The organism is Marinifaba aquimaris (assembly GCF_013328345.1).
Taxonomy (GTDB): domain Bacteria; phylum Pseudomonadota; class Gammaproteobacteria; order Enterobacterales; family Alteromonadaceae; genus Marinifaba; species Marinifaba aquimaris.
On record NZ_JABULX010000013.1, the window covers coordinates 32,645 to 55,021 of the forward strand.

At 41.6% G+C, this 22,377-nt stretch carries 3 protein-coding genes (1 of these 3 running past the window's edge); all 3 read left to right on the forward strand.

Features of this window, described 5'->3' with window-relative positions; translation table 11 throughout:
• Tightly spaced (each overlapping or abutting the next), the 3 genes in view from HR060_RS09890 to HR060_RS09900 form a layout consistent with a single transcriptional unit that may run on beyond the window.
• On the forward strand, nucleotides 1-6,538 hold the 3' portion of the coding sequence (locus tag HR060_RS09890; RefSeq protein WP_174200135.1) for a non-ribosomal peptide synthase/polyketide synthase. It extends 14,741 nt beyond the left edge of the window; only the last 6,538 of its 21,279 coding nucleotides appear in the window; its start codon lies off the left edge, out of view; its stop codon occupies nucleotides 6,536-6,538.
• On the forward strand, nucleotides 6,539-20,833 hold the full coding sequence (locus HR060_RS09895) for a non-ribosomal peptide synthetase (RefSeq protein ID WP_174200136.1): 14,295 nt from the start codon (nucleotides 6,539-6,541) through the stop codon (nucleotides 20,831-20,833).
• The gene (locus HR060_RS09900; RefSeq protein ID WP_174200137.1) at nucleotides 20,830-22,371 is read left to right on the forward strand and encodes a condensation domain-containing protein; all 1,542 of its coding nucleotides are present in this window, start codon (nucleotides 20,830-20,832) and stop codon (nucleotides 22,369-22,371) included. The genes HR060_RS09895 and HR060_RS09900 overlap by 4 nt, the downstream gene beginning before the upstream one ends.
• Nucleotides 22,372-22,377: the final 6 nt, after the last annotated feature.

Genomic DNA, 22,377 nt, shown 5'->3' on the forward strand with positions numbered 1-22,377 from the left:
GGCCGATCGCGTTAAAGGGTTTGAACGCATATACAAAACAGGTGATCTGGTTCGCTGGAGAGTCGATAAACAAGGCCAGACCTGTGACTTAGAGTACCTTGGACGTAATGACAACCAGGTTAAGATCAGAGGGTTCCGTATTGAACTTGGAGAGATTGAAAACGCACTTGCCGCACATGACTCGATACAACAGGCCGTTGTCATTGATTATGAAAGGGAAGGGAGTAAGTGTTTAGTTGCTTATATCATACTAAACCCTGAGCAGGTACTTGACCGAACAGTGTTACGCAATTGGCTACTATCGAGTATGCCAGAATACATGTTACCTGCTAGTTATTGTGAAATTACCCATCTGCCATTAACAATCAATGGCAAGTTAGATAGAAGGGCGTTACCAGAACCTGAATTTGTTGATAAGCAGGATTATGTTGCACCTAGAAGCGCACTCGAAAGATCTATCGCGACTATTTGGCAAGAGGTGTTAGGGCTTAACGAAATTAGCATTCACGATAACTTTTTCCGTATTGGTGGTGATTCAATTATTAGCATTCAATTGACATCGCGTTTAAGAAAAGAAGGTTACAACCTTCAAGTTAAAGATATTTTCTCTGCACCAAATATTGCGCAGCTCGCAGTATTGTTAGCCGCGCAAGCTAAGTCCAATAAAATTGAGGCTGAACAAGGCGTGCTAACGGGAGACTTTAACTTGTTACCTGTTCAGCAATGGTTCTTTGAACAACCTCTGAAGCAGCCAAACCATTGGAATCAAGCCTTTAAATTATTAACACCAGCCAGCGTTTCGAGCCTTGAAATTAAACAAGCATTGAGCGCGTTAGTTGAGCAGCACGACATACTCACTGGCCAGTTTTATCTCGACGAGGGGCCTGTTCCAATGCAGCGCTATACAGGCGCCGTTAGTGACGACATTTTTGATGTCGTTGATATCAGCGAATTCAGCCAAGCCTCTTTACAGCAAAAGCTAACAGACTGGCAAAGTGCGTTTGATATTTATAAAGGCCCGCTTTGGACTGCAAAATTATTGACGGGGTTTGATGATAAGCAGCACCGACTGTTTTTTGCATTCCATCATTTAGTTATCGATGCCGTTTCATGGCGTATTATCGCTGATGATATGCAAACGCTCCTAACTGGCGGTGAGCTCGGCGCTAAAACGAGTAGTTATCGCCAATGGGTCAAAACGGTGAAATCTTATGCCAATCAGCATCAAGATGAAGCTAAATATTGGCAAGCGATTAATGCTAAAACTCAAGCCTTACCGATGCAATCATCACCATCGATGGTAGAGTTGGCATTGACACCTGAGCTGACAACCCATTTGTTAGTTCGCGCCAATAAAGCTTTCAACACTGAAATTAATGATTTGCTACTCAGTGCATTGTCTAAAGCTTTACCAAGTACCTCTTTAAATTCGAGTAATGTTATCACGTTAGAGGGCCATGGCCGTGAAGATATTGATGAGCATATTGATGTGTCGAAAACCCTGGGCTGGTTTACAACCATGTATCCGGTTGAGCTTCAGGCTTACCCAGATTTAACTGAGCAGATCATCAAAACTAAAGAAATGCTGCGCGCGATACCAAATAAAGGAATTGGTTTTGGCGCTTTGTGTCAATCGGGTAAGGTAACACAAGCATCTGTTGCCAATATAAGTTTCAATTATTTAGGGCAGCTAGATACGCATTCCGACTCGGATGACTTTTCGATTATAATGGCTGACTGCGGTAATACGGCAAGTGACGAAAATACTTCAACACTGGCGTTAAATATCAATGGTGCTATTCAAAATTCACGCTTGTATTTTAGAGTGGAATCAAGATTGGGTGATGAGCAAACTCATCGCTTCATTGCCGCTTTCAAAACTGCATTAACTGATGTTATTGAACACACTGCGAAGTTAGCTCAATCTGCTGCGATTAAAACGCCAAGTGATTACCATCTAACAATTAGTTACGAGCATTTAACTCAATTACAAAATAAATACGATGTTGAAGCGATTTACCCGGCAACGAGCTTACAACAGGGCTTTATTTATCATCATTTAAGCCAACCGCAAGATGATGCCTATCGCGTGCAGTTGATGCTCGATTATTGTGACGGCCTTGATATTGAAAAGTATCAGCAGGCTTGGCGTCTTGCTTCAGAGCGCTTTAGTGCACTTAGAATGGCCTTTGATTGGCAGCAAGATATCTTACAAATTGTCACTCGTGACGCGAGTATTAGTTCTGATAATTTCAGCTTAAATGACATCAGCCAGTTTGACAGCAATGTGCAAGCGATAATGTTGGAGAAAATCCAGCAGCAAGATCGCGCTGTGGCATTTGATTTGTCGAAACCTGGTTTAATCCGCTTCACCATTATCAAACGCTCTGACACGTTATTTACCGTATTAAAAACTGAACATCACAGTATTTGTGATGGTTGGAGTAGCACGGTTGTAATGCAAGTGGTGCACAGTTATTACAATCAATTAATGGCAGGCCAAGTAATTGAAGTAACTCCAGAGTCTACATACGGTGAAGCTCAGGATTACTATCGAATTCAAAAGTCTGCAATACAAAAATATTGGCACAAACAAAGTCAGACGTTTGAGCAAACCAATGATATCAATCCGCTATTAAGTCAAGCTATCGACCTTAATAATACATCGAGTATCAGCAAGCCCGGTGAGCGCTCAGTTACCATTACTGGAGACGGTTACAAACAACTTAAAACCATGTGTGCTGAGCAAGGTGTGACAGTGAATGCTGCATTACAGTTCGCTTGGCATAAGTTGCTTCAAACCTACACTCAAGATGATCAAACGATTGTTGGTACAACTGTTTCTGGTCGAGATATTCCCGTCAACGGCATCGAAACGAGTGTGGGCCTATACATCAATACGCTACCACTCAGTGTTGATTGGTTCGGCACAGAGCGATGTATTGATGTGCTTCGTGCTATTTCTCAAAATATCGCAGAGCTCAATAGCTACAGCGCCATGAACTTGAGCAAGTTACAACAACAGGGCGAACGTCTATTCCACAGTTTATTTGTATTTGAGAATTACCCTCAAGCTGATAAATCAGCAGATGGTATCGAGAGTACTGTGAAGTTTAACGCGGCAATTGAAAAAGCTGATTACCCATTATCTGTGCTCGCATTTGAACAAAATGATGGTTTAGTTGTTGGCTTAAAATACGGTGTTGATTGGTTAACAGAACATCAATCCGATAAATTACTAACACAGTTAACTGAAATTTTATCTGTGGTTAGCCAAGCGCCAGAACAAGCGCACCAAGATATAGTGTTAGTGAGTGAACAAGAGCGGCATCAGCAACTAGTACTGTGGAATGAAACCCGTAAGCCTTATCCGCACCAGCTCACTTTGCATCAAGCTTTTGAAGCGCAAGTTGAACTAACGCCAAACCAGCCGGCCATTTGTTTTGGTGAGCTAACCATAACTTACGACGAGCTTAATCAGCGCGCTAATAAATTAGCGCGTTATATTCGCGACCAATATGCAGCTTCGAATCGAGTCGATATTTCAGCGGATACACTTATTGCCTTGTACCTCGATAGAGGTATAGAAATGGTTGTGGCGATATTAGCTGTGTTAAAGGCAGGGGCTGCTTATGTCCCTATTTCACCTGATTACCCTCAAGCACGCACGCGTTATGTACTCGAAGATAGCCAAGCGTCATTAATTATTGGTCATCATCATTATGTTGAGCGTTTGCATGCACTAGAGAAATGCCCTGCATTCGTTGATATTGAAAGCGCGTTCATCAGTCACCAGCAAAGTAATAATCTAGCCCTTAATCATTCCTCTTCAGACCTAGCGTATATCTTATATACCTCTGGGACGACGGGAACACCTAAAGGGGTTATGATTGAACATCGCAATGCCATGCATCTTGCTCATGCTCAAATTTCAGGGTTTGCTGCTGATACATGTCAACGCGCTCTCGCTTTTGCATCTTATGTGTTTGATGCCAGTGTTTCTGAGATCTTTGTGAGCTTGCTTTCAGGCCATCAAGTGTTTATCTGTAGTGAAGAACAACGAAAAGATCCCATGTTGCTAGGTCAATACATTCAGCAACATAAGGTTGAGCTTGCAACACTGCCACCTATTATATTGTCGCAACTAAATGATGCTCATTTAGCATCAGTAAAAACACTGGTCAGTGCTGGTGAATCCGCCTCTGCTGAGCTGCTAGATAGACTCAGCCGTTCTTGTCAGGTGATTAATGCATATGGACCGACTGAAGCCAGTGTCTGTGCAAGCTTGCACTACTACCAATCTGGTGACTTGGCGAGCAACATTGGTAAAGCGATTGATAACGCTAAACTCTATGTATTAGATAAGCATGGTCAGTTACTACCTAATGGTGTTGCAGGTGAGTTATATATTGGTGGTGAAGGTGTTGGCCGAGGTTATTTAAATCGCCCAGAGCTGACCCAAGAGCGCTTTATCAAGAACACTTTTTGCGAAGGCCGTTTATATAAAACCGGTGATCTTGTTAGATGGTTAGATTCAGGAGAGTTACAGTATTTAGGTCGAAACGATAGCCAAGTTAAAATTCGAGGTAACCGAATTGAGCTGGGTGAAATTGAATCTCAACTACTGCAATACCCAGATATTAAACACGCAGCGGTAATCGATTATCGCAAAGGCAACAATGTTACGTTAGCGGCTTATCTGGTATTAGAAGCTGGATGTGAATTGGTTCAAACAGCACTTAGTTCATTCTTGTCTCAGTCCTTAACGGATTACATGTTGCCAACAAGCTTCAATGTACTTGAGCAACTGCCTTTAACTATTAATGGCAAGTTAAATCGCAAAGCACTACCTGAACCCACATTGGTCACTAAGGATTATGTAGCCGCTGGAGATGAATTAGAAAGCTTACTTTGCGAGATTTGGCAGCGCGTTTTAGGATTGGAAAAAGTGGGCGTTAACGACAACTTTTTCCATATCGGTGGTGATTCCATTTTAAGTATTCAGCTCACATCACAATTGCGAAAAGAAGGCTTTAGTCTGCAAGTAAAAGATGTGGTAAGTGCGCCAACTGTAGCTAAGTTGGCTGCTTTATTAGCTAAATCGAAACAAAAAAATATTAATGCTGAGCAAGGTGTGCTGACAGGCGCATTTCCATTAATGCCAATTCAAAAGTGGTTTTTTGATAATAACTACTCGCAACCAAACCACTGGAACCAAGCCTTCACAATTGCTATTCCTGAAGCCATTTCAGCTCAAGCAATTCAAGAGGCGCTGAACGCTCTAGCCAAACAACACGATATGTTGAGGTGTTGTTATCAAGTTAACGAATCAGGGCAAATGACCCAATGTTATCTTGATTCCGGTGCTGAATTAGCAGGTTGTTTGCAGAGTATTGATGTCACAGGGTTAAGTGATAGTGATATTCAGCGCAAGCTTACTGATTTACAGAGTCACTTTGACATTACTAAGGGACCATTATGGCAAGCTACGCATCTTTATGGCTTTAATGATGGGCATGCGCGATTGTTCTTTGCTTTCCATCACTTGATTATTGATGCCGTTTCTTGGCGTATTGTTATTGAGGATATGCGTCAATTGTTAAAGGGTAAAGCACTAGCAGCCAAGACCAGTAGCTATCGTCAATTCTCTGAAGCGATGCAGACTTATGCGAAAACAAGACGCAGTGATGCTCAATATTGGCAGTCTGTATTAGCTTCAGCAGCCCAAGTTGCGCCAGCAACTGTTGCCGATAATCAAGCGACAATTGAGTTATCAGCAGCGCATACTGAACAGTTATTACAACAAGCAAATGCAGGTTACCACACTGATATTAATGACTTGCTGCTGAGTGTATTAGCTCGTTCGCTCTTCGCTCTGACTGGTCATAGACAAAACCTCATCATTCTCGAAGGTCATGGTCGTGAATCAATTGATGATACTTTAGATGTATCCAATACGATTGGTTGGTTTACGAGTCGTTACCCAGTTGTGTTGAGCAATCAAAATGAATTACCGGAATTGATTGTGCAAACGAAAAATATGCTTCGAGCGATTCCTGATAAAGGCCTTAGTTATGGTGCGTTAGTCAATGCAGGTGTGATTGTTGAAAATGAACAAGCTGTTATTGGTTTTAATTACCTAGGTCAGCTTGATACAACAGGGCAGAATCAAACCAACGACTGGCAAATATTAAATACAGCAAGTGGTCAGCAAGTATCTACTGCTAATAAAGACAAGCTGCTGCTCAATATTAATGGCGGTGTTCAAAATGGTCGATTGAGCTTTAATGTTCAATCCAAATTTTCAGTACTCAAAACGTTGAGCTTTAAAACTAACTTCGAAAAAACACTGGTTGCAGTTATTGAGCACACATTACAAGTTGCAGAATCTGGAGGCGTAAAAACCAGCAGTGACTTCTCGGCAAAGACCTTATCTGATGATGGTTTGAAAGCGCTACAGCAGCGACTTGATAAGAATAAAAAAGAAAGCGGGACAGTGAAAAAGACAAAGTCCCCGAAAAATATCATAAGGATTTAAATGATGTTGGAACTATTAAAAGAATTATACAAAGAGACAATCTGTATTTGGGTTGAAGAGCAAGAGCTGAGTTTGGCTTTTGACGATGCTCCAGATGAAGAGGTGATTGATCTGGTTAGGTCTAACAAAAGTGATATTTTAGCTTTTCTTAATGAACATCAAGTATTTAGCCAAGAAGACTTTGAGCATCTAGTCGCTGATGTCAGTACGGATTCTCAGAGTATTCAGGCAATTTACCCTGCAACCAGTTTACAGCAAGGGTTTGTTTACCACTCTTTAAGTCAGCCAGATGACGATGCATATCGCGTACAAACACTGGTTGATTATCACCTAGCGCTTAATATTGCCCATTATCAACAAGCATGGCTGTATGCATCTTTAAAATTTCCCGCTCTTAGAATTGCTTTTGACTGGGAAGAAAGTGAGGAAATTTTACAGATCATTACGTCTGCTGCCAGCATCAATGAAGACAACTTTGATATTGTTGATATTAGCGACTTATCGGTAACGGATAGACAAGCTGCTATTGAGGGCATACAGACAGAAGATAGAAAGCGAGGTTTTGATTTAAAAGAGCCCGGTCTTATCCGGCTAACTCTTATTAAGCAAAGTGAGCAGCTATATACACTGTTAAAAACAGAGCATCACAGTATTGGAGACGGTTGGAGTGGCCCCGTTTTATGGCATACCGTTCATCAGTATTATGACCAGCTACAATCGGGTATTACGCCTGACGTTCAACCTGAAACGGCTTATTTAGAAGCGCAAACGTATTATGGGCAATATGCCGATCAAACTAATCAGTATTGGCAAAATAAAAAGCAACAATGGGGTGATGCAAATGACGTTAATGCATTATTGAGTCGTCAGGTTGATTTGTCACAACTTAGAACCATTGAACAACCTGCTGAGCAGCTGATCTCAATTGAAGGTGAGCAGTATCTCGAACTAAAAAACATGTGTCGTGAGCAGGGTGTCACATTAAATGCGGCTCTACAATTTGCTTGGCATAAGCTGATACAAAGTTACACCCAAGATGAGCAAACCATAGTAGGGACAACCGTTTCTGGCAGGGATATTCCTGTTGCTGGGATTGAAGTCAGTGTCGGTCTTTACATCAATACTTTGCCGATGATGATTGATTGGTTAGCCGATAAACCTGTAAGTGAGATCTTGCAAAACATTCAGCAGACGATTGCAGAACTTAACAGCTTTAGCAGTATGCCGTTAAGTCAGTTGCAAACGGGTGGTGATAGGTTATTTCACTCTCTATTTGTTTTTGAAAATTACCCCGCTTTATCACAAGAGCAACTCGATACTGAATCGATCTCGTCACAGTTAGCTTATCGCTCTGTGGTTGAAAAAATGGATTACCCGCTCAGCTTGATTGCTTACGAACAAGGTGAAAGTTTGAATGTTGGGCTTAAATATGGTGAAGACTGGTTAAGTGAAAATCAAGCTTTGCGCCTTCTTGAGCAAATCGCTCTGATACTCAATTGTATCAGTCAAAACCCTCAACTCTCACATCAGTTCGTTACACCGTTATCAGCAGATGAAAAGCATCTGTTGTTAGATACTTGGAATGACACTTGTGTTCCTTTTCCTGAAAATGACTGCCTGCATCATTTATTTGAACGCCAAGTTGAAAAAACGCCAGATAATATCGCCCTTGTTTTTAACGATGAGCAATTGACCTATCGCGCATTAAATGAAAAAGCGAATCAACTTGCGCGGGTTATTCAATCTCAACTTAGCAAACAATCAAGCGCAGAGTCTAAAACTGATACTTTTGTCGGGCTTTACCTCGATAGAAGTCTAGAAATGGTCATTAGTATTCTTGCCGTACTAAAAGCCGGTGCAGCATATGTGCCTATTTCAGTTGAAAACCCAACTGAGCGTAGCCAATTTATTTTAAGTGATTGTGCCACGAGTGTGCTGATTTGCCAGCAAGGTTTAATTGAGAGTGTAGAGCGCATTTGCGAAGACTTACCACATCAACCTGCGTTAGTTGTTGTTGATCAAGGTGATACCTATTTAGCTGAAGCAACTGAAAACTTGGACGTTGAAACTAACGTTAATGAATTAGCCTATGTGATTTATACATCTGGTACAACTGGACAACCTAAAGGTGTAATGGTACCTCATAGCGGTGTCGTTAACCGTCTAGATTGGATGCAAAAGCAATACCCGTTAACGAGTGGCGATAGGGTGTTACAAAAAACACCTTATAGCTTTGATGTATCTGTTTGGGAGTTGTTGTGGGCTAATCAAGTAGGGGCCTGTATTGTGATGGCGCCACCTAATGTACACAAAGAGCCCGAGCAGTTAGTTTCTTTATTTAATCAAGCGCAAATTACCGTTACTCACTTTGTGCCTTCGATGTTAGATGCTTTTTGTCAGTATTTAACATTGTCATCTTTACCTTTCCCCAAAAGTTTAAGTAAGGTGTTTTGTAGTGGTGAAGCGTTAACGCCTGCTCACATTAATAGCTTTAACCAAGTTGCAGTACATCAACAACAGCTGCATAACTTGTATGGCCCAACTGAAGCATCGATAGATGTGAGCTATTTTGACAATGCACACTTATGTCAGAGCGTGGTGCCTATCGGTAAACCGATTCAAAATACCCAACTGTATGTGCTCAATAGTGCGCTACAACCTGTTGCAATTGGTGCCGTTGGTGAGTTGTATATAGCGGGTGTTTGTTTGGCTCGCGGGTACCTAAATCGCCCTGAATTAACGGCCAATACTTTTATTGCAAACCCATTTTCAAATGATGACTTCAATCGTTCTGGTGTTAGTCAGCTATATAAAACAGGTGATGTTGTACGTTGGCTTGGTGATGGGAACATTGAATACATCGGTCGTAATGATAGCCAGGTTAAGATAAATGGCTTGCGTATTGAACTGGCTGAAATTGAAAGAGTGCTATCTGAATATCCAACAGTTAGTCAAGCTGTTGTCATTGATTTAGAGGTGCATAATCGCAAAGCATTAGTTGCTTATATTGTCAGTAATAATGATAGTCAGCTGAACGCTGATGAATTATCTGAATTCTTACGTCAGCGCTTACCCGAATACATGGTGCCGTCGAGTTTTAACTCAATTACCGATATTCCATTAACTGCAAATGGCAAGTTAAACAGAAAAGCCTTGGCTGTACCTGATATTGAAACTTTAGATGAGTACACCCCTGCAAGTACTGAAACTGAACATTGCTTAGCAGAGATTTGGCAGCAGGTATTGGCGAAGCAACAAATTGGTATTCATGACAATTTCTTTAGAATTGGTGGTGACTCAATTTTAGCTATTCGCGTTATTGCTAAAGCAAAAGCAGCGGGCTTAAATTTCTATGTTAGCGATCTGTTGGCTAAACCAACTATTGCTGAATTATCTAAGCTAGATGGCCAAGAGCAGCGCATTGAAACATATCAGCCTTTCTCTGTCATTAGTCACCAAGATGCGTCGTTATTTGCTTCACCACAAGATCGTACTCTTGTTGATGCTTATCCTGCATCATTAATGCAAACGGCCATGTTGTTGGAGTCAGTTCGTCAGTCTGGGACTTATCACGATGTCTTTAATTATTACATCAACGCGCATTTTGATTTAGCTAAGTTAGAAGCCGTTATTGCTGAACTGACTGAGCAACATGAAGTATTTCGAACGGCATTCTTTGATAACGAAGAGTACGGTTTTATGGCTGCGGTTTATGACTCGGTCGACACCACTATCGATGTGCTTACTCAAGATATATCCGTTGATGAATTAATTGCCCACGAACACGGTCGATTCTTCGAATTTTCAACGCCTGGGCTGTTTCGCTTTATTGTCAGTAAGGTGGGTGACAGTGGGTTTCGTCTGACCTTTTCATTCCACCATGCATTAATGGACGGTTGGAGTGTTGCCAATATGATGAAGCAACTCACTGATCTATATCAGTCGGTTGAGCCAATCGAAAAGGGCGTTCAACTTCACTATGGCCAATATATTCAAAATGAATTGGCTGCGATTAACAATGAGTCACTAACCCAATTTTGGCAATCATACCTTGCGGGTTATCAATTACCTGAATATGGCTTATCAAGTCGCACGTCAGGGCAAGCGCTGGCTTATCAGTACAGTTTAAGTGAAAGTGAATCAGCGGGTATTTTGGCATTGTCGGCCCAGTTGGGTGTGTCTGTTGATACTGTCTTTTTGACGTTATTCCATTCAACTATGTGCCTGATGTATGGCTGTGATGATTTAGCAATTGCGCTAGTAGTGAATAACCGCCTCGAGCAAGATGGCGGTGACAGCCAACTTGGTTTATTCCTCAATACGGTGCCACTGCGTGCTACGTTTGATAAAACTGAAACTGACATTCGCACTCACATCAACAATATTGCAAAGCACAAAGGGGAAGTACTTGCTCATAAACACTTACCTCTGAGTCACATTAAATCGCTTTGGGATGATCAACAAGTATTGTTTGATTGTATTTTCAACTATGTTCACTTCCATATGTTTGATGAACAAAGTCAGGCCGCACCTGTACTTGAAGGTGAGCAGTCTTTTGAAAGAACCGATATTCCCGTGTCGTTAACGGTTGCAAGACATCAGGACCAATTGACGCTATCGCTCAGTGCAAACGAAAACCATATTAGCGCGACCTGTTTTAATCAAATTAAGGCGTACTTAATAGCAAGTGTCGCACGAGCAAACAGTACTCAGGCTAAATCACTATTTGAACTGACTGATGCAGATAATTTACTGCTAAAAAACTGGAATAACACGGATGTTCAATACCCTGCAGTAAGCACGCTGCATCAATGTTTTGAGCAGCAAGCCAATAGTGAACCAGAAGCGATTGCATTGCATTTCGATGGCGCATCGATGACTTATCGTCAGCTCAATGAAAAAGCCAATCAGTTGGCTCATATGATTCAAAGTCATCAGCAACAAAAGGCTGATGGCAAAGACGCAGAGCCATTAGTTGCCTTGTATTTGGAACGCGGCTTTGACATGGTTGTTGCCATGTTAGCGGTACTAAAAGCCGGTGCAGCTTATGTACCTATTTCAACTGCTTACCCTAGTGAAAGAACTGACTTTATTTTGAGTGATACAAAGGCCTCATTAGTCATCACTCACGGTATGCATCGCCAGAGATTTATCCACCAATGCGATACTGTCGAAGTGGATGACGAACAGACCTTGGCATTGTATCAAACAACGAATTTGGGCAAGTCAGTTCAAAGCAGTCACCTAGCTTATGTGATTTATACGTCAGGTACGAGTGGTAAGCCAAAAGGCGTAATGGTAGAGCACAAAAATGCATTACACCTTGTTCAAGCACAAACCAAAGCATTTGATGCTGATAAATGCCAGCGAGCGTTACAGTTTGCTTCTTATGTATTCGATGCCAGTGTTTCAGAGATATTTGTGAGCTTACTCAACGGCCACGAACTATTCATTTGTACCGAGCAAGAGCGCCTAGATACTCAAGCATTGAGCCTCTTGATTGAATCTAATGGTATTGAGCTAGCGACCATTCCACCCATTGTATTAGCTCAAATTGAAACTCAAGTAATGGCTTCGGTTAAAAGCTTGGTCAGCGCGGGTGAGGTGCCAAGTGAGTCTATTCTGGACAGGTTTAGCCAAGTTTGTCAGGTCATTAATGCTTACGGCCCAACTGAAATTAGTGTGTGTGCAACAGCACATCGTTACCAAGTTGGGGATCTCAATACCAATATTGGTTTAGCGCTTGATAACGTTAAGCTTTACGTACTTGATAAACAGTTAAATCCAGTGCCGGTTGGTAGTGTTGGCGAGTTGTATATAGCGGGTGCAGGTGTTGCTCGCGGTTACCTGAACCGCGCGGAATTAACCGCAGAACGCTTTATCGACAACCCTTTTACTGATGCTTTTGATAAAGGCGAGGGGGAGAACCGCATTTACAAAACGGGCGATATTGTCCGTCGGTTAGCAGATGGGTGCTTAGAGTACCTAGGACGGAATGATGCACAAATTAAGATCCGTGGTCATCGAATTGAACCCAGTGAAATTAGCCATGTTATAGAGCAATTTAGTGCGGTTAATCAAGCCATTGTGATTGATAAAGGTGAAGGTACTCACAAATACCTGGCTGCTTATGTTGTACTGGCATCAGATAAAGACTATCAGTTGGCTGAGCTGCAGGCATTTTTAGCTGAAAGATTAGCCGACTATATGTTGCCATCAGCCATTACTGTGCTTGATGAAGTCCCGCTAACGATAAACGGCAAACTGGATATCAGGCGTTTACCTGAACCTGACTTAGTTGCAAATAATCAATATGTCGCGCCTAGAAACGAACTTGAGAGTCAATTGTGTCAAATTTGGCAAGATGTTCTCGTTGTTGAGCAGGTGGGAATTGAGGATAACTTCTTCGGCATTGGTGGTAACTCTATCACGGCGGTTAAATTAACCGCAGCGTGTAGAAAAGAGTTAGGGATGGAGCTATCTCTAACTATGTTATTTGAACATAAAACGATAGCTGCAATAGCCGCTAATTTGGATTCACAGCCTACTATTGTTATTCCTGCCTATCAGCAAGACGATTACCCATTGTCATTTGCTCAGGAGCGCCTTTTATTTATCGAGCGGTTTGAGCAAGGATCAAGTGCTTATCACATTCCGGCATTCTTTAAGCTTAAAGATGACATTAATTGGTCGGCACTAATCAGCGCATTTGAGTATATTGCCCAGCGTCATAAAGTCTTAAAAACAGTATATAAAACCGATAGTCAAGGCGTCGATTATCCATCAGTCGTTAACCATCAAGTAACGGTGGCAGATAAGTTTTTAGCAGAACACGAAGATTTATTTACTGCAGTGCAGCAAGAGATTACAAAGCCTTTCGATTTAAGCGGTGAAATGCCTATGAGGCTTGTTCGTTATGTCGCCAAGGGCCAAGCCTATTTACTGATTCTTTGGCACCATATTGCATTTGATGGCTGGTCGACGGATATATTTTTATCAGAATTAGCGCAAGCTTATCAGGCGGCATCTAATGGTGAAGCCATCAATTTAATCGAACCTGAAATTAGTTATGCCGATTATGCCAAGTGGCAAAGAGAGTATCTGCAAGGTGAGGTATTACAAAACCAATTAGATTATTGGCAAGGGGCATTGTCTGGTTATGAAACACTATCATTGCCAACGGATAAAACGCGCAATAAAGAGAGTGACTACCGAGGTAACGATTTGCACTTTACGTTATCTGAAGGTTTGTCTAATCAACTGCGCATCCTTGCTAAATCTGAGCAAACAACCTTGTACACCGTATTGCTAAGTGGCTTTTATATCACTTTAGCTAATATTTCTGGTCAGTCTGACATCGTAGTTGGGACACCAGCAGATAACCGACATCATGCTCAAACTCAGTCTCTTATTGGCTTTTTTATCAACTCTTTAGCGTTGAGAGCTCAAGTCGATGACGATACTTTAGTGAGTGCGTTTATTCAGCAGGTACACAGAGTTGTTACTTCGGCTAAGCAAAATCAAGATGTACCTTTTGAAAAGCTTGTCGACTTGCTTAAGGTTGAGCGTGAGCCTTCGCGCCATCCTATTTTCCAAGTGTTATTTAGTGTGCAGCATTTTGGTGAAAATGAAGCAGATCAATCTTTATTGCCTTTCATTGAGCAAGCATTTAGCAGTGATGATGCCTTGTACAGTCCTGCCAAGTTTGATTTGAGTTTGTTTTTAGATGATGGCCACCAGCAAATTTCAGGTATGTTTAACTATGCAATTGGCCTTTTTGATAAAGCAACGATTGAGCGTTTTAAACATGCCTTTGAACACGTGCTGGTTAAAATGGTTGAGCAAACCCGTTCGCCAATCTATCAAATTAGTGAATTACCTGACTCACAGCGAGACTACTTGCTTAATCATTTTAACAATAATGATGTTGCCAGAGAAAATCGGTTCACGCTAGCGCAGCAGTTTGAACAACAGGTAAGCGCGAACCCTGACCAAATCGCTTTGGTATGTGGCTCGGAGCCACTGAGTTATCAGGCGCTAAATCAGCAAGCAAATCAGTTAGCTCACCACATTAAGGCGCTTTACTTAGCGAATTCGGGTACTGATATCAAAGGCGATACTTTGATTGGCCTGTATTTCGATCGCGGTATCGATATGATGGTCAGTATGATTGCAGTGCTCAAAGCGGGGGCGGCATATGTCCCTATTTCACCTGATTATCCTGAGCAACGCAGTCAATTCATCCTTTCAGATACGGATACAAGACTGGTCCTAACAAATGACAAATATGTCGATGTACTTGAGCGTTTGTCAAAGCCAGCAGTCGATATTCTATCCGTTGATAAAAAAGCAATATTAGACACCTACAGCGAAGAAAATCCACAAGCGAGTAATGCCCTTAGTGATTTAGCTTATGTCATTTATACCTCTGGCACGACGGGTAAACCTAAAGGGGTGATGATTGAACAGCAAAATGTGAATCATTACTTGCAGGTTATTAACCAAACGTTGCCATCTGCATTTAACAACATCGATTTTTCTTCAAACTATTGTTTTGATTTATCGGTTACGACAACACTTTGCCCATTGATGAGTGGCCAGTGTATATATATTTATCAGGGCGATATCAGTGACATAGAAGCTTACCAACATCACTTAGAACAACACCCGATTAACTTTATTAAAACGACGCCAAGTATTGCGCATTTAGCTTTAGCTCAATCAAACCTTTTTGTTGAGACCTTAATGTTAGGTGGTGAAGCGTTAAGCACAACACATTTAGCTGATTTGTCAGCGCATACCAAGCAGATATTTGACGAATACGGGCCGACTGAAACAACTGTTGGTGCGATGATCTCACAAGTGCATCCGCCGTTGGATAAAGGGATTGGTAAAGGTTATCCGAACGTCAAACTTTATAATCTAAATGACAGGTTGCAGTTAGTGCCACTGGGAACACCTGGGGAGCTTTATATTGCAGGTGCCGGTCTTGCCCGCGGGTATTTGAATCGCCCAGCGTTAACGGCCGAACGATTTATCGACAATCATTTAATGAATGCTCGTGATGAATTACACGGTTACTCACGCTTGTATAAAACAGGTGACATTGTTCGATTCTGCCCTGATGACAATGAAGGTGTTGGTCATGTTGAGTATATGGGGCGAAATGATAGCCAAGTTAAAATACGAGGCTATCGAGTTGAATTACTTGAAATAGAACAAGTATTAGCAACACATCCGGCTATTAATCAGGCTGTAGTGACTACCTATGGTTCAGAAGGTAAACAGGGTGTTGCGGCTTATTACCTGGCTGATGACGCGAATGAGTTGACTCATAATGAGTTAACAGCGTTTATGACCACTCATTTAGCTGAATACATGGTACCAAGTCACTTCATCAAAATTGATAGTATTCCGCTGACTGTTAACGGTAAGATCGATTTTTCAGCGTTACCTGAACCCATATTATTAAGTGAAGATACTTACCTTGAAGCAAGTAATGAACTAGAAGAAAAGTTAGTTGGTATTTGGCAAACGTTACTCGGTTTAGAAAAAATAGGCGTTCAAGATAATTTCTTCCGTATTGGTGGCGACTCCATTCTCAGTATTCAGTTGGTCAGCCGTTTGCGAAAAGCAGGTTACCAATTACAGGTAAGGGATATCTTTAATGCCCCAACGATAGCTCAATTATCAAACTTATTAAGTACTACCAATAATACCCAAGCAATCGAAGCAGAGCAGGGGCTTTTATCGGGTTCATTTGACTTGCACCCTGTTCAGCAATGGTTTTTTGAACGCGGTTTGGCAAAAGAAAACCATTGGAACCAAGCTTTTAGCTTAGCTATACCCAATCAATTAACCCAATTGGCGCTAGAGCAAGCTTTAAATAAATTGATTCATCAGCACGATATGTTGCGCTGTACATTTGAGCGTTCGAGTTCTGGTCAGGTATTACAGCAATATCACGATTATTCAGCCGAACTAGTCGCACAGGTATCACTTGTGTCTATTGCAGGCATGGATTCAACGGCAATACAGCAGCGTTTAACAGAACTGCAAAATGACTTTGACATCACTGACGGTCCGCTTTGGCGAGCAGTGCGGCTAACAGGGTTTACCGATGGCCACGATAGGCTCTTTTTAGCATTTCACCATTTAATTATTGATACTGTTTCTTGGCGAATTATTGCTGATGACTTACGTGATTTTGTGGAGGGGGTAGATTTACCAGAAAAGACCAGTAGCTATCGACAATGGGTTGGTTTTTTAAATGAATATGCCGAAAACTATCCTCAAGAGACGCGTTATTGGCAATCTGTGCTCACAAAGCAAGTGGATACTTGGCTTGTGGCAGGTGCAACACCCAATAGCCACCAATTCAGTTTGTCGAATGAGCTAAGCGAACAGTTATTGCAACATGCCAATAATGCATTCAATACTGAGATTAACGATTTGTTATTAAGTGCTTTAAGCCGAGCATTAACACAAACGTTTAAACGAAGTGAGTGTGTGATCACGTTAGAAGGCCATGGTAGAGAGTCGCTTAATGAGTCTTTAGATGTGTCGAGAACGGTGGGGTGGTTCACCACTATGTATCCTGTTGAGCTGGTTCACTATCAAGACAATGCCGATTTAATTATTCAGACTAAAGAAATGTTACGCCAAATCCCAAATAAAGGGGTGGGGTATGGCGCATTGAAAAAACAAGGTGTACTGGATGCTGCATACACGACTAAGGTGTGTTTTAACTACTTAGGGCAGATTAATTCAGTATCACAAGAGGCTTTATCTGATTGGCAGATTAGTGCTGAGCAAACAGGTGAACACAGTGCCAGGGAAAATCGCGATAACTTTATTATCAACATTAATGGTGCAATTATCGACGGCCGTCTCGGCTTTAAATTGGATACCCAAATAGCCACAGCGCAAGCTAGCCAGCTAGCGGCTGCATTTGAACAGGCACTGAGCGAAATTATAACGTATGCAAGTGATAAGGCAGCACTGGGTACTGAGAGCACGCCAAGTGACTATGCGGTAGATAATTTAAGTTTAACGCACCTTCGCAAGTTACAAACAAACTACGAAATTGAAGCTATTTACCCAGCGACCAGTTTACAGCAAGGTTTTATCTATCATTATTTAAGCCAACCTGACGATGATGCATATCGCGTACAAGTCCTGCTTGATTATGATTACCCGCTTGATATTAACTTGTATCAACAAGCGTGGGCCGCAGCATCACTGCGTTTCCCAATCTTACGAACGTGTTTTGACTGGCAAGACGATGCTTTGCAAATTATTACTGCTAATTGCAGTATCACAGAAGCTAACTTCAATTTTGTTGATATCAGTGAGCTCAATGAGTCTGAGCGTGAACAAGCAATAATCGATATTCAACAACAAGACCGACAAGTCGCTTTTGACTTGAGCCAACCCGGGTTACTGCGTTTTACCATTATCAAGCAATCTGCCAGCAGTTATACCGTTTTGAAATCTGAGCATCACAGCATTGGTGATGGTTGGAGTGGCGCTATTTTATTAGAAGTGGTCCACGACAATTATCAGCAGCTTAGCAAGCAAAGCACTATTTTACCTGTGGTTGATAAGGCTTATGTGGCGGCTCAAGAGCATTATCAGCAAGAAAACCAAGCGACTAAGGATTACTGGTTAAGAACAACTAACCAATTTACCCAAGTAAATGATATTAACCTCTTGTTCAGTCAGCCTATAAACCTAAATCAACCGATTGAAGTAAATACGCCTGCTGAACAAAAGCTGGTGATTTCAGGTTGTGATTACCAATCGATAAAAGCGATGTGTCGAAATATCGGGGTGACCACCAACGCTGCACTGCAGTTTGCATGGCATAAGCTCATTCAAATTTACACGCAAGATGAGCAAACGATAGTTGGTACCACTGTCTCTGGTAGAGATATTCCAATTGAAGGCATAGAGCAAAGTGTTGGTTTGTATATTAATACTCTGCCATTAGCCGTAAATTGGCATAGCACTGATAGTTGTGCTGATGTACTTCAAGGTATTCAACGAAATATTGCAGATATAAACAGCTACAGCGCAATACCATTGAGCCAACTACAACAAAAAGGTGAGCGCTTATTCCACAGCTTATTTGTCTTTGAGAACTACCCACAGCAAACGAACGTCGAGAGTGCTTCGGGCATTTCCTCCAGCGTTTCGCTAAGACAAGTTATTGAAAAAGTAGATTACGCCATTTCAATTATTGCCTTTGAACAGGCTGATAGCCTTATTGTTGAAATGAAATACGGCCAAGAGTGGTTAGCACAATCACACAGTCAAATGCTACTTGAGAAGCTTGCTCTAATTTTGCAATCGATCAGCTCTGATGTGGATAGTGCACAGCAAAGCGTGTCGGCTGTAGTTGCAAAGGAGCAAGATCAGCTACTGCGGGTGTTTAACGATGCTGAGCTAAACGCGATAGACAAGTTGCCGTTAGATAAACAATTTGAAGCGCAGGCTGATAAAACCCCAGAGCACATTGCCTTGCGTTGTCAGTCGCAGCAGTTGACTTATCGAGAGTTAAACCAGCAAGCAGAACAACTGGCTATGGTCATTAGAGCCGAATTTAAAAATAAAAATGGTTTTGAGATGCCCAAGCAGAGCTTGGTGGCCTTGTACTTCGATCGCAGTATTGAAATGTGTATTGCTATGTTAGCGGTGTTAAAAGCAGGAGCGGCTTATGTTCCTTTATCTCCAACACACCCAGAGGAGCGCATTGAGTTTATGCTAGCCGATAGCGCTGCAGAACTCGTATTAACACAATCGCACCATATCGATTCACTACAGGCCCTTTGTCAAAATACTCAGCAAGCGCCTTGTATCATTGATACGAATAAAAAGTCGCAAGTCACTTGTGCTTTAGAGGCGAGCAATGATGCAAATAGTTTGGCATATGTCATCTATACCTCTGGTACTACAGGTAAACCAAAAGGGGTATTAGTCGAGCATCAATCACTGAGCAATTTAATTGCAAGTCAAACCGCTGCTTTTGAATTTACTCAAGATGAAGTCGCCATTTTACTGGCACCTTATATTTTTGATGCATCAGTCGAATCGATTTGGTTACCCCTGCTTAATGGTGCCGAGTTGATTATTCCAACTGAGTCGCAGGTTCAATCTGTTGATGTGATCAAACACGTCATTGCTCAGCAAGGCGTCACACATGTGCTAGCGTCTGCGAGTTATTTACAAGCGTTAGGACAAGTTGAACAAGCGCATGCTATCAAGCGCGTGATCACTGGTGGTGAAGTCTGTAGTGCACAATTAAAAGCTATTTGGGGTGATAAGCTGGTCAATGAGTACGGGCCAACAGAAACGACTGTAACTGCGCTTAGTTGTATCGATTATCATCGACAAGATGCATTAAATATCATTGGTAAACCGCTGAAAAATGTTCAAGCTCTTGTCCTTGATGCAGGCTTGAATTTATTGCCTGTAGGCGCGGTGGGCGAGCTGTATATCGGCGGTGCAGGCGTCACAAGAGGTTACTTAAATCAGCAGCAACTGACCGAAGAACGTTTCATTAAAAACCCCTATGCCCTCTGTTCTGAATACGAAACTATGTACAAAACAGGTGACTTGGTGTGCTGGACTGCAAGCGGTCAGTTGAAATTTATCGGCCGAAAAGACAGCCAAGTAAAAATGCGTGGTTATCGAATTGAGTTAGCTGAAATTGAACTGGCTATCAATGAAATGTCTGATATTTGCCAAGCCGTTGTTGTGATTAAAGAGCAGCCTAGTCACCAGTATTTGGCTGCGTATTGCGTATTTGAACAGTTAGCAATGGATCACAGCCAGCGTGTTAAAGACTTTCTAGCAAGTAAGCTCCCAAGCTATATGGTACCTGAGAGAATTGTCGCGATTGACAAGATCCCACTAACCCCTAATGGCAAGTTGGATGAAACAGCCTTAAATGCGTTAGACGATGAGCTAGAACTGGCCCATCGACTTGTTGTTAATACTGAAACTGAGCAGGCATTGGCCGGTTTATGGTCAGATATATTGTCTGTTCCTGTCAGTGATATTTTTGCCAGCGACAACTTCTTTACCTTAGGTGGGCACTCTCTGTTATTGGTTAAATTAAGAAACCAAATTAGAGAACAGTTTGATATTGAAATGACGATATCCGAGCTGACTCAAATTCAAAGTTTGAGAGCGTTAGCTGAAGTGATAGATAAAAACGCGTTATTAAAAATTGTCGTCAACAACGATAGCGAAACAGATGGTTCAGGTGAATTTGAAGAGTTTGAAATATGATACTAACAGAATTACTTTCTCAATTAGCAAAATTAAATATTTCGTTGTCGTTAGAGCAAGGAAGTTTAAAGTGCAAAGCACCTGTTGGTGCGATGAATAACGAGTTAAAACTCGCATTAAAATCACATAAACAGGAGATTATCGAGTACCTATCTAAACAAAAATCGGATACTCGCATAAACCCCGTTGCGTTAAATAAAGTTAAAGCAAGCTTTAGGATGCTTGACTGGTTTAACGCTGAAATGCAGGGCGGAAAAAACTACCAAATTACCCCAACCATTGTGCATTTTACTCAAGAGTATCAACCTGAGTTATTTGACAAAGCGTTACGCGCACTTTGTCAGCGTCATACTATTTTAAATGCGGTGTTTTCTTGTGAACAAGAGCAATTGCATATCGAGATTGATAGCAATTTTTCTCCTTATATTCGCTATCAGGATATGCGTGAACAAGCTTATGAGCAGGCAGATGTCGATCATGTCATATCCAAAAGCCTAAACTTAGATTGTATAACTAAAGGTAAACCGCTAAATGAGATTGGCGTTCCGCCTTGGTTTGCTCAAGTGATCGAGTTGAAAAACCAAGAGTTTATCTTGGTATTGGTCATTGACCATATGATCACCGATGCGGTATCGAGTTCAATTCTGGCCGAAGAGTTACCTTTGATATACAGCGCTATGTTGCAAGATCAGAAGGCTGATTTACCTAAGCTCGATTTCTCCGTACTCGATTATTGTCATTGGCAATCTGTGGTTTACCCCAGTAGCGATGTTTGGCGAGAAGGCCAGGCCTTTTGGACTGAACTGTATCAACAAAGTGAGAAAGCCCGACTTACTCATCAGCAGACTTTAACACATGAAAAAGCCACCTCTGTGGTGAGTTTTAATACTTATTTACTACCCAAAGTGGCTAGCCAACGTTTTGTTCGTCAAATACAAGAGCGAAAAATTAGTTTATCTCATGCGCTATACGTGCTGACAGCTCAGTGTTTAGCTGAGTTAACCGACACTAATAACCCGTGTTTAGGTAATGTACTGGCAGGGCGTTCAATGGCGGGCATTGAGCGAGTCGTGAATAATTTTGCTGATATGTATTTTATTCCCGTATTTGGTGTGAAAGACACTTGTTTTATTGAGTTGGCTGAGCAAGTCGCTAGCTCAATTGGCAAGGTTAATCACTATCAACATCAAGAGCATAGGGCTTTCATTCCTGAGCACTATTCGCCAGGTGTACATACTGAAATACCAGAGCCAAGCTCAGCTTTTGCTTTTGGTATGGAAGTTAATACTTTCGCCACTATCGAAACGCTCAAGAATGCTCAAGTAGGCAAGCTCTATTCGCATTACTCAGAGCTTGATATTCCATTTGAATGGATTGGTATTCGTTTTAGCGAAAAGGAAGGGTATTTGACCTGTAGCATCAATATAAACGAGCTGCACTTTAGCCAAAATATGGCTGAACAGGTCTTTAATTTGTTAACTGAAAAGCTTAACCAAGTTAACCACGACCTAGAAAAACAATCCCTGTGCTTTGCATAATTTATC

Excerpts from the sequence above, each read along its gene's own strand:
- HR060_RS09895 (WP_174200136.1), top strand. The coding sequence starts at position 6,539 with ATGATGTTGGAACTATTAAAAGAATTATACAAAGAGACAATCTGTATT.
- HR060_RS09900 (WP_174200137.1), top strand. The coding sequence starts at position 20,830 with ATGATACTAACAGAATTACTTTCTCAATTAGCAAAATTAAATATTTCG.